The sequence below is a fragment of the Streptococcus sp. oral taxon 056 str. F0418 genome, from assembly GCF_000220065.1.
In the GTDB taxonomy this organism is placed as follows: domain Bacteria; phylum Bacillota; class Bacilli; order Lactobacillales; family Streptococcaceae; genus Streptococcus.
This window is the reverse complement of record NZ_AFQU01000001.1, coordinates 782259-795724: the sequence shown is the minus strand read 5'-3', so window position 1 is coordinate 795724 and position 13466 is coordinate 782259. Positions and strand designations below refer to the sequence as shown.

Genomic DNA, 13466 nt, shown 5'->3' with positions numbered 1-13466 from the left:
TCATGGTAAAAAATTTATTAGTCGAGTTAGGTTTGGAGGAAATGCCAGCTTATGTCGTGACACCGAGCATGAAGCAGTTGCGTGACAAGATGGGAGCCTTCCTGACAGACCATCGTCTGACCTTTGAGAAAATTGAAATGTTCTCCACACCTCGTCGTTTGGCGGTACGTGTGGTTGGCTTGGCGGATAAGCAGTCTGATCTGACCGAAGATTTCAAAGGCCCTTCTAAGAAAATTGCTCTGGATGCTGATGGCAACTTTACCAAAGCTGCAGAAGGATTTGTCCGTGGAAAAGGATTGACGGTTGAGGACATTACTTTCCGTGAAATCAAGGGGGAAGAATACGTCTATGTGACAAAGGAAGAGATCGGTCGCCCTGTAGAGGAAATCATCCCAGCAGTGATGGAAGTGCTGCAAGCTCTGACCTTCCCTGTCAGCATGCACTGGGCTAACAACACCTTTGAATACATCCGTCCAGTTCATACTTTGACTGTGCTTCTAGATGAGCAGGCTTTTGACTTGGATTTTTTGGACATCAAGAGCGGCCGTACTAGCCGAGGACATCGCTTCTTGGGTCAAGAAACGCAGATTGCTTCTGCAAATTCTTATGAAAATGACCTGCGAGCTCAGTTTGTGATTGCCAATCCTCTTGAGCGGGGAAATATGATTGTCGAGCAGATTCGGGCGCTGGAAGAGGAGCACGGTGTTTCAATCGAGATTGACGAAGACTTGCTTAATGAAGTGTTGAATCTGATAGAATATCCAACTGCTTTCTTGGGTAATTTTGATGCCAAATACTTAGAGGTTCCTGAGGAAGTCTTGGTAACTTCTATGAAAGAGCACCAGCGTTACTTTGTTGTGCGCAATGCTGAAGGCAAGCTTTTACCACACTTCATCTCTGTTCGCAACGGAAATGCAGAGCATCTAGAAAATGTCATCAAGGGAAATGAGAAAGTCTTGGTGGCTCGTCTGGAAGATGGGGAATTCTTCTGGCGGGAAGACCAAAAGTTGGCTATTTCCGACTTGGTTGAAAAGCTGAGCAATGTGACCTTCCACGAAAAGATTGGCTCTCTAGCAGAGCACATGGAGCGGACTGGCAAGATTGCGGCTCTCTTGGCGCAAGAAGCAGGATTGGATGCTGATGAGACAGCTGACTTGGCTCGTGCAGCAGCAATTTATAAGTTTGACCTGCTGACTGGCATGGTTGGGGAATTTGATGAGCTGCAAGGTATTATGGGTGAAAAGTATGCTCTTCTGGCTGGTGAGAATGCTGCAGTTGCAGCTGCCATTCGGGAGCACTATATGCCGACATCAGCCGATGGCGAATTACCTGACACCAAGGTCGGAGCAGTCTTGGCTCTGGCTGATAAGCTGGATACCATTCTGTCCTTCTTCTCAGTTGGCTTGATTCCGAGCGGTTCCAACGACCCTTATGCACTGCGTCGTGCGACTCAGGGTGTTGTGCGTATCTTGGACAAGTTTGGCTGGAACATTGACTTGGCTCAATTTCTTGGTCGACTTTACGAACTGAAGTTTGATAGTCTAAGTTATGACAATCAAGAGGCGGTGCTGAACTTCTTCCGTGCCCGCGTTGAGAAGATGATGGATCGTAGTATTCCAAAAGACATCGTGACGGCTGTTCTTCAAAGCACTCACTTTGTCGTACGTGATTTGGTAGAAACAGCAGCGCTTCTAGCAGAAAAAGCTCAGGAAGATAACTTCAAGTCGGCAGTCGAAAGCCTGTCTCGGGTCTTTAATCTTGCTGAGAAAGCCCAAGGGCAGACCGTTGTCAATCCAGCACTCTTTGAAAATCAAGAGGAAAAAGACTTGGCTGCGGCCATTGAAACAGTGGAGCTGACATCAGACTTAGCTGCCAATTTGGACCAACTCTTCGCCCTCAGTCCAGTTATCGATGCTTTCTTTGACCATACCATGGTCATGGCGGAAGACGAGGTTGTGCGTAACAACCGTCTAGCTCTCCTCGCATCTCTGACAGCAAAGGCTGGACAGCTTGCCCAGTTTAATCAGATTAATACCAAATAAAAGGTAAGAGAGAGGTAGAATCATGGATCCTAAAAAAATTGAACGTATCAATGAACTAGCTAAAAAGAAAAAACGGAAGGCCTAACTGCTGAGGAAAAAGTGGAACAAGCCAAGCTTCGTGAAGAGTACATCGAAGGCTACCGTCGTTCTGTTCGCCATCACATCGAAGGTATCAAGATTGTCGATGAAGATGGCAATGATGTGACGCCTGAGAAGTTGCGTCAAGTTCAGCGCGAGAAAGGTCTTCATGGTCGTAGCCTAGATGATCCAAATTCATAAAAAAATGAGAGTGGGACAGAAGTCGGTAATTCATTAGAATTCGATTTCGTCGTCCCACCTCCGCACAGTTGAGTAGGGCTGTAAAAGCTGATGAAATCAGCGTAGTAGAGCCCACTCAACCACTGCGTCATGCTCGACAATCCAAAGACAATTGAGAGGCTAGGACTTTTGTCCCAGCCTCATTTTATTTTTTCTTCTTTTTTAAGAGTTTGGTGCTGATGTAGAGAATGGCTACACAAGTGAAGGTTAGAATCCAAAAGAGAACTGGATCGGTTGTAGTCCTCAGAAAGAAGAGGCAGACTAGAAAAATGCATACTAGTATGATTAAAATAATATTTTTGTAAGCTTGTATATTCATTTTTCCTCCTTTGTAGCATGTTTAATACGGGATTGGATGATCAAGAGACTAGAGATAGTGATTAAAAGTGCGTAGATGATACTGCTTGTGAACAACTGTAATTGGTGATGAGGGGTAAAAATAGTACTTGCTCCATTTGTGAAGTAATTGAAAATAAACATGAGCACATAGAAAATAATTGCAGAATAGCTAAATATTTTCAATGCAATGCGCGGCATTTTTATTTGTTCTTTTGGGCTTTGAAGATCAGTTTCGATGTCTGTCAAATGGTTGCGGTGCGATTTCCAGGTGATATAGAAAAACAGTGCTAGTAAAACGATCTGTGTAATGATAGGGTATGCCCAAGCTACGATTTTGGGATGTTTGTCAGCAAAAATAAGCGCAAGAGCATTGCCAAGAAGTAAGAACCAACTTATCAAAATGAAAGCAAGATTGCCAAGTTTATTCGCTTCTTGACGTTTTTGTTCGTCAAAAGGGGCTGTTATACCATAGAAGTGTTTGACAAGTGTGTCTGTAAATGTTTCTTTGATCATGTGTTTTAGTCCTTTCGTACATCATCTACTTGTAAATAATAATAAATACAAGCAAAAATCACGCCAATAAAAAAGAAAAGGATAAAAAATAGAACCAGGACCTTAGGATTGCTTAAGGCTTTTAGGAAGGTGGTCCAAAAAGCCTGATGTTGGCGTAGACTTTTTGTGAAAATTGTATATGCAAAGAGTATGCAAGGGAGTGAAATAGCTAATGTAATAGCACGGTTTCGCAACTGTTTTTTGGTAACGTTTAGAGGATCCCTTTCTTCTTGGTCGTTATTTTGCACACCTTTGTCTACTGTCTTATGATACGCATTTTGACCGCCAATTAGCATGATAAATAAGACTACAAATGGGAAATAATGTCCGACTATTTCTGGGGAATATTCTGCTACTAAAAAAGCTACGAGGCAAGCAAGTGATAAGATTAACTGTGTCCAAACAAGGCTAGACGTACAAGCTTTTCCAATCTCACTTCTACGAAATTCATCAAGTGGCCCTGAAATGCCAAAATACCGTTTAATAAGTTTATCTGTTTTAGATTCTTTTTTCATAAATAAACCTCCAGTTTAGATAAATAAGCTGATATTAGCAGATAATCTAAGGGCTGCTGTCCCAAAAAAGGCTATTAAGGTCTGTTTCCAGTGCCTTAGCAAGATTGATACATAGCTCTAGAGTAGGATTGTATTTGTCGTTTTCAATCATATTAATCGTTTGTCGTGCGACACCGATGGCTCTGGCCAAATCAAGTTGCGACAACCCTTTTTTGATACGAAAATCTCTAACTCGATTCATTTTTTCTCCTTTCACAAGATGCGAAGTCCGTAAAAATAAGGTCAAAAAGACGGTAAAGCTTGAGTTTCAACAAGGCATCCTAGCAAAACCAAGCCCTCTGCAAGGACAATTGACGTAATGGTATGCTTAGCTATAGAGAAGAGTAACCATTGTCGAACAAAATAATAGCTGACATATTTTATATGGTGTTTAGAGCATATTTCATTCATCAAGCATTATTGTGTCAGATATATTTGACTTCTATGAGATTATTCTAATCCTTTATGTAAAAGATGTCAACTATATTTGACAAAAAAGTTTCAACGTTTTCAAACTTCTTTTTGTTTTTGATTATGGTATAATAGAAAAGATATGACAAATGAATTTCATCATGTAACAGTTCTTCTTCATGAAACGATTGATTATCTGGACGTAAAACCAGATGGAATCTATGTGGATGCAACCTTAGGTGGTGCAGGCCATAGTGAATACTTGCTTAGTAAGTTAAGTTCCAAGGGGCATCTCTATGCTTTTGATCAAGATGCAACTGCTATTGAACATGCTAAAAAGCGCTTGGCATCTTATGTTGAGAAGGGAATGGTGACCTTTATACAGGATAATTTTCGTTATCTCAAACTGAGATTAGAAGAGCTTGGGGTAGAAGAAATCGATGGTATTTGTTATGACTTGGGGGTTTCAAGTCCTCAGCTCGATGAGCGAGAACGTGGTTTTTCCTACAAGCAAGATGCTCCTTTAGACATGCGGATGAATCGACATGCGAGTTTAAGCGCCTATCAAGTGGTGAATGACTATGATTATCATGATTTAGTCCGTATTTTTTTCAAATACGGAGAAGACAAATTTTCAAAACAAATCGCTCGTAAAATTGAGCAAGCTAGACAGGTCAAGCCAATTGAGACGACGACGGAGTTGGCTGATATTATTAAGTCAGCTAAACCTGCAAAAGAGTTAAAGAAAAAAGGTCATCCAGCCAAGCAAATTTTTCAGGCTATCCGAATTGAGGTCAATGATGAACTTGGTGCTGCTGATGAATCGATTCAACAAGCTATTGATTTATTAGCTGTTGATGGACGGATTTCAGTTATCACCTTTCATTCTTTGGAGGATCGTTTGACCAAGCAATTGTTTAAAGAAGCTTCAACTGTGGAGGTACCAAAAGGACTTCCTTTTATTCCAGATGATTTGAAGCCCAAGCTTGAGCTGGTTCATCGAAAACCAATTTTGCCGAGTGTAGAAGAGTTAAAACAAAATAATAGAGCACATTCAGCTAAGCTACGTGTGGCAAGAAAAGTACATAAGTGAGGAAAAGAATGCCAGATAATAGAGAAACGAGAGGAAATCAGCTACAATCACGAATAAAAAAGTTTACGCGTATTGAGAAAGCATTTTATGCTTCGATTATTTTAACAGCTATTATTATCGCTGTGAGCGTAGTTTTTATGCAAACGAAGCTGTTACAAGTTCAGCATGATTTGACGGATCTCAATGTGCAAGTCAGTACAAAGCAAGTTGAGCTAAATAATGCTAAGCAAGAAATCAACGATCTGACTCGTAAGGAGCGCTTATCAGGCTTAGCTAGTTCACAGGATATGACCTTGCAAAATGCAATTGTAAAAACGGCGGAATAAAGCATGAAAGATAGAATATTACGATATGCTTTGAAAAATCGAAAAACAGCACCCCTAAATCGAAAGCAAGTAGGGAAAAATTTAAGTATTCTAACAGTTTTTCTTTTTTTGTTTTTTTGATTAATTTTGCTATCTTGATTGGGACAGGTCGTAAATTTGATGTGGACTTAGTTGCCGAGGCAAAAAAAGTTTATCAAATTCAAAAGACAGTTCAAGCAAAACGTGGCACGATATATGACCGTAATGGTAATGTGATCGCTGAAGATTCTACAACCTATAATCTTTATGCCATTATTGACAAGAAATATAAGTCTGCTGCAGGGGAGATTCTTTATGTCGAACCTTCGCAGTATGAAACAGTTGCTCAAATTTTGCAGGAAAAGCTGGAGATTGAGACAGACTATACAAAGAGTCAACTTTCAAAAGATAAGCTCAAACAGGTGTATTTTGGTGCGAAGGGTAAAAATATCCCTTATGCAACTATGACAGCGATTAAAGAAGCTATGGAAAAAGCTCATATTAAAGGGATTAACTTTGACACTAGTCCAAGCCGAAGCTATCCAAATGAAACATTTTCTTCACAGCTAGTTGGTATTGCCCAATTAGAAGAAAATAAAGATGGTTCGCAGAGTTTACGTGGTTCGACGGGATTAGAATATTCTTTTAATAAAATTCTGGCTGGTCAAGACGGTCTTGTAACGTATGAGCGGGATAAAAATGGAAATATCGTTCCTGGATCAGATCAGGTTTCTATTGCTACAGAAAATGGGAAAGACGTATATACTACGATTTCCAGTCATTTACAAAGCTATTTAGAAACTAAAATGGATTTGCTTCAAGAAAAAGTGAAAGGAAAATTTGTTAGTGCTGTGCTGATGAGTGCCAAAACAGGTGAAATCCTGGCTACTACTCAGCGCCCGACTTTCAATGCAGATACCAAGGAAGGGATGACAAAAGATTTCAACTGGTCAACCCTCCTCTACCAAAGCCCGTTTGAGCCTGGTTCGACTATGAAGGTCTTTACCTTAGCAGCGGCCATTGATAATAACACTTTTCCGGCTAATGAGATTTATGTAAATGATGAATTTCACATTGAGGACACCACTATCAAAGACTGGCTTGTCAATATGGGGCTCTCCAACGGTCAGACGCTGACCTATGCCCAAGGTTTTGCTCTCTCTAGTAATATTGGAATGGCCCGTTTGGAAAAGAAGATGGGTGATGCCAAATGGCGTGACTACCTCAATAAATTCAAATTTGGAGTTCGTACACGCTTTGGTATGATTGGTGAAGATGTTGGCAATCTACCAGACAATAATGTTGTCACGACAGCTATGAGCTCCTTTGGACAAGGGATTAATGTAACACAAGTTCAAATGTTACGAGGTTTTTCTGCCATTGCAAATGACGGGGTAATGTTAGAACCGAAAATTATCAGCGCTATACACGATCAGGCAGGCAATACTGCTCGTAAGAGTACTAATGAAGTTGTTGGTAATCCTGTTTCAAAGACGGCAGCCCAAGAAACTCGAAAATATATGGTAACAGTTGGAACAGACCCTAACTTTGGTACGCTCCAAGTAGATGGGGTACCAATTATCAAGGTGCCAGGTCAAAATGTAGCCGTTAAATCAGGAACGGCACAAATTGCAGCAGAAGCAAAAGACGGTGGAGGCTATTTAGATGGGCAATATATCAATTCTGTAGTTGCTATGACACCAGCTGAAGACCCTGATTTTATCATGTATGTAGCTGTACAGCAACCAGAAGAGAAATTCTATCCAGGCTTGTGGGAAAATGTTGTCAATCCGATCTTAGAAGAAGCTGTTGCCATGAAAGACACGCTACATTTAACGACACCGACTCCTGTCTTGGATAATATTATCACCGAAACCAAGTATACGATGCCAGAAACAAAAGAAAAAGGGAAAGACAAATCACCAGGAGCATTTTCTGAGGAGCTACATCGTAACTTAGTTCAACCGATTGTTTTGGGAACAGGAAGCGTCATTAGCAAAATGTCAATCGAACCAGGTAAAAATGTCAAAGCTAATCAGCAAGTGCTATTGTTAACGGATGAATTAGAGCGAATGCCTGATATGTATGGTTGGACTAAAAACAATGTAACAACTTTTGCCAAATGGCTTAAATTAGAAGTAACATTCAAAGGTGAAGGTTCGAAAGTTGTCGGCCAAAGTGTCAAGGTTAACACCTCTTTGAAAGATCTCAAAGAAATCACGATTACATTAGGAGATTAAAATGTTTACAGCTATAATTGCAGGAATCATGACTCTGTTATTCACTATTTTTGGAATTCCTGCCTTTATTCGTTTTTATCAGAAAGCCCGTATTTCTGGGCAACAAATGCACGAAGATGTTAAACAACACCAAGCGAAGGCAGGGACACCAACCATGGGTGGGACGGTCTTCTTAGTGGCTTCAATCCTATCTAGTTTTGTCATTGGATTCGTTACAGGACAGCTGACTAGTGGTGCTTTGAGCTTGCTATTTATCTTGTTTTTATATGGATTAGTTGGCTTTTTAGATGACTTTTTAAAGGTTTTTCGCCGAATAAATGAAGGATTGAATCCGAAGCAAAAGCTTTTTCTACAGCTAGTTGGCGGTGTGGTTTTCTATTTCTTATTTGACCGTCACGGTGGCGGAGATATGCTTAACTTCTTTGGTTTTCCTTTGCAATTAGGCTTTCTTTATATTTTCTTTGTTCTTTTTTGGCTAGTCGGTTTTTCTAATGCGGTCAATTTAACAGATGGGATTGATGGCTTGGCGAGTATCTCAGTTGTGATAAGCTTAGTAGCTTATGCGGTGATTGCTATGGAACAGAAGCGATTTGATTTGCTAATCGTCATTTTTAGTATGATTGGCGGACTACTTGGCTTTTTCGGTTTCAATCATAAACCTGCTAAAATTTTTATGGGAGATGTAGGAAGTCTGGCTTTGGGAGGCATGCTTGCAGCCTTATCCATCGCGTTGCACCAAGAATGGACACTCCTTCTGATTGGAATTGTCTATGTTTGCGAGACAGCTTCAGTCATGTTGCAAGTTTCATACTTTAAACTGACAGGCGGTAAGAGAATTTTTCGAATGACACCTCTACACCATCACTTTGAGCTTGGAGGGTTTTCAGGTCATGGAAAAGAGTGGAGTGAGTGGAAAGTAGATCTCCTTTTTTGGGGAGTAGGGCTATTTGCAAGCTTGATTACATTAGCAATATTATATTTGTAAACGAAGGAGAACATTGTTCTCCTTGTTTTCGTATAAAACTATATTTTCTGGTATAATAGATAAGACTACTAAGAATAAGAGGAAAAGATGAAATTTATAGAATTCGAGTTTAAAGACTATATTCAAAAAGCTTTACAGGATTTGAAGTTTGTGGAAGCTACTGAAGTACAGGAAAAGCTAATTCCTGTAGTATTGTCAGGTCGTGACTTAGTAGGAGAGTCAAAGACTGGTTCTGGTAAGACCCATACTTTCTTACTCCCAATTTTTCAAAAATTGAATGAAGAAGCTGATCATGTGCAGGTTGTGATTACAGCACCTAGTCGAGAGTTAGCTACTCAAATTTATCAGGCAACACGTCAGATTGCTTCATTTTCAGACACAGAGATCCGTGTAGCAAATTATGTCGGTGGGACTGATAAAGCACGTCAGATTGATAAATTAGAGACCAGCCAACCTCATATTGTTATTGGGACGCCTGGCCGGATTTATGATTTGGTTAAATCAGGTGACTTGGCTATTCATAAAGCCAAGACATTTGTAGTAGATGAAGCGGACATGACTTTGGACATGGGATTTTTAGAGACGGTAGATAAGATTGCAGGAAGCCTGCCAAAGGATCTGCAATTTATGGTCTTTTCTGCGACGATTCCACAAAAGTTACAGCCGTTTTTGAAGAAGTATTTGTCAAATCCTGTGATGGAGCAAATCAGGACGAAAACGGTGATTTCAGATACTATTGAAAATTGGCTAGTATCAACTAAAGGTCGTGATAAGAATGCGCAGATTTATGAAATTAGTCAAATCTTACAACCTTATCTAGCTATGGTTTTTGTGAACACGAAGACAAGAGCAGATGAGTTGCATGGTTATCTTGTTGCTCAAGGGTTGAAGGTGGCCAAGATTCATGGCGATATTGCTCCACGTGAACGAAAGAGAATCATGAATCAAGTAAAAAATCTTGATTTTGAATATATTGTAGCAACGGATTTGGCTGCTCGTGGAATTGATATTGAAGGGGTTAGCCATGTTATTAATGATGCCATTCCTCAAGATCTATCTTTCTTTGTTCACCGGGTCGGGAGGACAGGTCGAAATGGTTTGCCAGGGACAGCCATCACCCTTTATCAGCCGAGTGATGATTCCGATATTCGCGAATTAGAGAAGTTAGGAATCAAGTTCATTCCTAAAATGATGAAAGATGGCGAGTTCCAGGATACTTACGATCGAGATCGGCGTGCAAATCGTGAAAAATCTTACGAAAAGTTAGATACTGAAATGATTGGTTTGGTTAAAAAGAAAAAGAAAAAGATCAAACCGGGCTACAAAAAGAAAATCCAATGGGCTGTTAATGAAAAACGTCGTAAAACAAAACGTGCGGAAAATCGTGCTAGAGGACGAGCTGAACGTAAGGCTAAACGACAGACTTTCTAGACATAAGAAAATTCTATGTCTATGATAAAAAAATTATACTGTTTTGTATAAAAATTATATGGTAGACTAGATATACTGGTCTATCTATTTTTATTTGTAAAGCGTAGCAAATATTTGGTTTGACAAACTAATTATGATAGAATAATTCAACACTGATAGTCGATGTGAAAGGATTAGATATGAATGTAACATTAGTTGTTTTAGCTTCGAATTGGTACCAAGAATTGGTCGGTTTGATTCCGGATGGCCAGCTTTTTAGCTGGCGGTCTGTTTTTGATGCTTTGCCAAAAATCATTGAAAAATTACCGACAACCTTATTGCTCACTCTAGGTGGAGCACTCTTTGGGTTAGTTCTAGCCTTGATTTTTGCTATTGTTAAAATCAACCGAGTCAAAATTCTTTATCCTATTCAAGCACTTTTTGTCAGCTTTTTGAGGGGGACTCCTGTCTTAGTTCAGCTTATGCTGACCTATTACGGAATTCCTTTAGTACTGAAAGCCGTCAATATGCGCTTTGGTACAGGTTTTAATATTAATGCTATCCCAGCATCTGCATTTGCAATTGTAGCTTTTTCTTTTAACGAAGCGGCCTATGCTAGTGAAACCATTCGAGCGGCGATCTTATCTGTCAGTGCCGGTGAGATTGAAGCAGCTAGAAGTTTAGGGATGACAAATGCTCAGGTCTATCGTCGTGTCATTATTCCAAATGCAGCTGTCGTAGCGACACCGACCTTGATTAATTCTTTGATTGGATTGACAAAAGGAACCTCTCTGGCTTTTAGTGCAGGGGTAGTAGAAGTGTTTGCTCAAGCGCAGATTTTAGGTGGTGCAGATTATCGTTATTTTGAGCGCTTTATATCGGTTGCACTCGTTTATTGGGCTGTCAATATTATCATTGAGCAAATTGGGCGTTTTATCGAAAGAAGAATGGCCATTGAAGCTCCGGAAGCACTTGCTTCAACCAGCCAAGTGAAAGGAGATATTCGTTAATGATTCACATTTCCAATCTCAGTAAATCCTTTTCAGGTCAAACAGTGTTAGACAATCTAAGTCTCGATATTCAAAAGGGTGAAGTAATAGCTCTGATTGGATCATCAGGCGCTGGGAAATCAACATTTTTGCGTAGTCTTAATTATTTAGAAACACCAGATAGCGGTACTATTTCTATTGATGGTTTCAAGGTGGACTTTGCTCAGATTAGCCAAGAAGAGATTTTGACATTACGTAGAAAATTAGCAATGGTTTTTCAGCAATTCAACTTGTTTGAGAGACGTACAGCTTTAGAAAACGTGAAAGAAGGCTTAGTAGTCGTAAAAAGAATGTCTGATGAGGAAGCGACAAAACTTGCTAAAGAAGAGTTAGCTAAAGTTGGCCTATCAGATCGTGAAAATCATTATCCCCGTCATTTATCCGGTGGACAAAAGCAACGGGTGGCCTTGGCGCGAGCTTTAGCAATGAAGCCAGATGTCCTTCTTTTAGACGAGCCGACTTCTGCTTTGGATCCAGAATTAGTCGGTGAAGTAGAGAAGTCTATAGCAGATGCAGCTAAATCAGGTCAAACAATGATTTTAGTGAGCCATGATATGTCTTTTGTAGCTCAAGTGGCAGATAAGGTGCTCTTTTTAGACAAGGGACATATTATTGAAGTGGGTAGCCCAGATGAAATTATCCACCATCCAAAAGAAGAGCGTACGAAAGAATTTTTTGCTAGTTACAAACGAACATATATTTGATATAATAGAAAAAGGAGAACTCGGTTGGTCTTGCCAGCTGAGTTTGTTTTCGGCTAAATGAGGTCGTTAGAGAAGTAAAACAAAGGCAGAAATGTAGGAGTTAGGATGTTACAGCGAATTTTTTCCCTTTATTTACAGAGTTTATTTTTGACGACTGCTTTTATCGGTGGTTTGTCAGGAGTTTGGATTTTACTGAGAATAGCTAGTCGAAAAGATAAAACAGTAGCAGAGCGCCAAGCTCATTTATTTGATGTGCTGATGATTGATGTCATGACGATTCCCATATTATCATTTGCTGTGATGGGGATTCTGCTAGTTTTAAAAGCATAATATTTGCAAAAATATTTCAAGGGCGTTAGAATAATGATTATTACAACAGAAGAAGGTAGAAGTATGTACGATACAGTTATTATTGGGGCAGGTCCTGCCGGAATGACAGCCGCATTATATGCTGCCCGAAGCAATCTCAAAGTCGCTTTGTTAGAAGCAGGTATTCCTGGCGGACAAATGAATAATACAGTTGATGTAGAAAATTATCCTGGGTATGCTTTGATCAGTGGACCAGAATTGGCTGAAAAAATGTTTGAACCCTTAGAAAATCTTGGCGTAGAGCACCTTTTTGGTCGGGTAGAAAAAATCGAAGACAAGGGTGATTTTAAAACTGTTATCATTGAAGATGAAGAACTTGATACGAAGACAGTTATTATCGCTACCGGTGCGTTTCACCGTCATCTTGATGTCCCAGGGGAATCTGAGTACAATAGCCGTGGTGTTTCTTACTGTGCGGTATGTGACGGAGCATTTTTCCGTGATGAGGATTTGCTAGTTGTCGGAGGAGGCGACTCAGCAGTTGAGGAAGCCATTTTTTTGACACAGTTTGCCAAAAGTGTGACCATTGTTCACCGTCGTGATGAGTTAAGAGCGCAGAAAGTCTTACAGGATCGTGCCTTTGCAAATGAGAAGATTCATTTTATTTGGGATTCAGTTGTGGAGGCTATTCACGGTGACGATCGCAAAGTGAATGGGGTGACCCTTAAAAATATCAAGACAGGAGAGGAAAGACAGGTTGATTTTGGTGGAATCTTTATCTATGTCGGTCTAGATCCAGTCAGTGATTTTACAGCAGGTTTAGGGATTACAGATGAATTAGGCTGGATTGTGACAGACGACCATATGAAGACTGCTATAGCTGGTATTTACGCTGTAGGAGATGTTAGACAGAAAGATCTACGCCAAATTACAACAGCTGTGGGTGATGGAGCGATAGCCGGTCAGGAAGTCTATAAATATGTGACAGAACATTCATAAGTTGTAAAACACACTTTTGTTGGGATTATCCTGACAAAGGTGTGTTTGTGTTTTAAAATGTAAGCTCATTTATAAAAAGCAATTAAGGATTTTTACTGATAAATTGTACAAAAGCAA

General features: G+C 40.0%; 12 protein-coding genes and 2 pseudogenes. 11 read left to right on the top strand and 3 right to left on the bottom strand.

The genetic code is table 11. The features are described from left to right. Positions 1–2: 2 nt before the first annotated feature. A complete protein-coding gene (gene glyS, locus HMPREF9182_RS03940) occupies positions 3–2042 on the top strand; it encodes a glycine--tRNA ligase subunit beta (RefSeq protein WP_009754478.1) in 2040 nt (679 codons plus the stop codon). Positions 2043–2064: 22 nt separating this feature from the next. Continuing rightward, positions 2065–2321, top strand: a pseudogene (locus HMPREF9182_RS03935) (DUF896 family protein). 354 nt (positions 2322–2675) lie between these two features. Here the strand turns inward: HMPREF9182_RS03935 and HMPREF9182_RS03925 are convergent. The 3 genes from HMPREF9182_RS03925 to HMPREF9182_RS03915 are packed head-to-tail and all read right to left on the bottom strand — an operon-like array spanning position 2676 to position 4007. Then, positions 2676–3212, bottom strand: a complete 537-nt coding sequence (locus tag HMPREF9182_RS03925; protein ID WP_009443905.1) for a DUF3278 domain-containing protein — start codon at positions 3210–3212, stop codon at positions 2676–2678. 5 nt (positions 3213–3217) lie between these two features. Continuing rightward, on the bottom strand, positions 3218–3766 hold the full coding sequence (locus HMPREF9182_RS09585) for a DUF3278 domain-containing protein (protein WP_009754677.1): 549 nt from the start codon (positions 3764–3766) through the stop codon (positions 3218–3220). A gap of 46 nt (positions 3767–3812) precedes the next feature. Next, positions 3813–4007 (bottom strand): helix-turn-helix transcriptional regulator, encoded by a 195-nt coding sequence (locus tag HMPREF9182_RS03915; RefSeq protein ID WP_009443977.1) that lies wholly within the window; start codon positions 4005–4007, stop codon positions 3813–3815. A gap of 351 nt (positions 4008–4358) precedes the next feature. On the opposite strand from HMPREF9182_RS03915, the gene rsmH reads away from it, so the two are divergent. The 9 genes and pseudogenes from rsmH (at position 4359) to trxB (ending at position 13349) form a co-directional block, all read left to right on the top strand. Continuing rightward, positions 4359–5309, top strand: a complete 951-nt coding sequence (rsmH, locus tag HMPREF9182_RS03910; RefSeq protein ID WP_009754453.1) for a 16S rRNA (cytosine(1402)-N(4))-methyltransferase RsmH — start codon at positions 4359–4361, stop codon at positions 5307–5309. 8 nt (positions 5310–5317) lie between these two features. After that, positions 5318–5635, top strand: a complete 318-nt coding sequence (gene ftsL / locus HMPREF9182_RS03905) for a cell division protein FtsL (RefSeq protein ID WP_009443410.1) — start codon at positions 5318–5320, stop codon at positions 5633–5635. A gap of 3 nt (positions 5636–5638) precedes the next feature. Beyond that, positions 5639–7893 (top strand): annotated as a pseudogene (gene pbp2x / locus HMPREF9182_RS03900) (penicillin-binding protein PBP2X). Position 7894: 1 nt separating this feature from the next. Further along, the gene (gene mraY, locus HMPREF9182_RS03895) at positions 7895–8878 is read left to right on the top strand and encodes a phospho-N-acetylmuramoyl-pentapeptide-transferase (RefSeq protein WP_009754804.1); all 984 of its coding nucleotides are present in this window, start codon (positions 7895–7897) and stop codon (positions 8876–8878) included. An 87-nt stretch (positions 8879–8965) separates the two neighbouring features. Then, on the top strand, positions 8966–10309 hold the full coding sequence (locus HMPREF9182_RS03890; RefSeq protein WP_009443794.1) for a DEAD/DEAH box helicase: 1344 nt from the start codon (positions 8966–8968) through the stop codon (positions 10307–10309). Positions 10310–10488: 179 nt separating this feature from the next. After that, positions 10489–11298, top strand: a complete 810-nt coding sequence (locus tag HMPREF9182_RS03885; RefSeq protein ID WP_009443130.1) for an amino acid ABC transporter permease — start codon at positions 10489–10491, stop codon at positions 11296–11298. Next, entirely contained in the window at positions 11298–12041 is a 744-nt protein-coding gene (locus tag HMPREF9182_RS03880; RefSeq protein ID WP_009754678.1) for an amino acid ABC transporter ATP-binding protein, read from the top strand. The genes HMPREF9182_RS03885 and HMPREF9182_RS03880 overlap by 1 nt, the downstream gene beginning before the upstream one ends. A 105-nt stretch (positions 12042–12146) precedes the next feature. Next, entirely contained in the window at positions 12147–12371 is a 225-nt protein-coding gene (locus HMPREF9182_RS03875; RefSeq protein ID WP_009443463.1) for a DUF4059 family protein, read from the top strand. A gap of 63 nt (positions 12372–12434) precedes the next feature. Further along, a complete protein-coding gene (gene trxB, locus HMPREF9182_RS03870; RefSeq protein ID WP_037602670.1) occupies positions 12435–13349 on the top strand; it encodes a thioredoxin-disulfide reductase in 915 nt (304 codons plus the stop codon). Positions 13350–13466: the final 117 nt, after the last annotated feature.

Excerpts from the sequence above, each read along its gene's own strand:
- glyS (WP_009754478.1), top strand. The coding sequence starts at position 3 with ATGGTAAAAAATTTATTAGTCGAGTTAGGTTTGGAGGAAATGCCAGCT.
- HMPREF9182_RS03875 (WP_009443463.1), top strand. The coding sequence starts at position 12,147 with ATGTTACAGCGAATTTTTTCCCTTTATTTACAGAGTTTATTTTTGACG.
- HMPREF9182_RS03890 (WP_009443794.1), top strand. The coding sequence starts at position 8,966 with ATGAAATTTATAGAATTCGAGTTTAAAGACTATATTCAAAAAGCTTTA.
- HMPREF9182_RS03880 (WP_009754678.1), top strand. The coding sequence starts at position 11,298 with ATGATTCACATTTCCAATCTCAGTAAATCCTTTTCAGGTCAAACAGTG.
- HMPREF9182_RS09585 (WP_009754677.1), bottom strand. The coding sequence starts at position 3,766 with ATGAAAAAAGAATCTAAAACAGATAAACTTATTAAACGGTATTTTGGC.
- HMPREF9182_RS03915 (WP_009443977.1), bottom strand. The coding sequence starts at position 4,007 with ATGAATCGAGTTAGAGATTTTCGTATCAAAAAAGGGTTGTCGCAACTT.
- trxB (WP_037602670.1), top strand. The coding sequence starts at position 12,435 with ATGTACGATACAGTTATTATTGGGGCAGGTCCTGCCGGAATGACAGCC.
- HMPREF9182_RS03925 (WP_009443905.1), bottom strand. The coding sequence starts at position 3,212 with ATGATCAAAGAAACATTTACAGACACACTTGTCAAACACTTCTATGGT.
- mraY (WP_009754804.1), top strand. The coding sequence starts at position 7,895 with ATGTTTACAGCTATAATTGCAGGAATCATGACTCTGTTATTCACTATT.
- HMPREF9182_RS03885 (WP_009443130.1), top strand. The coding sequence starts at position 10,489 with ATGAATGTAACATTAGTTGTTTTAGCTTCGAATTGGTACCAAGAATTG.
- rsmH (WP_009754453.1), top strand. The coding sequence starts at position 4,359 with ATGACAAATGAATTTCATCATGTAACAGTTCTTCTTCATGAAACGATT.
- ftsL (WP_009443410.1), top strand. The coding sequence starts at position 5,318 with ATGCCAGATAATAGAGAAACGAGAGGAAATCAGCTACAATCACGAATA.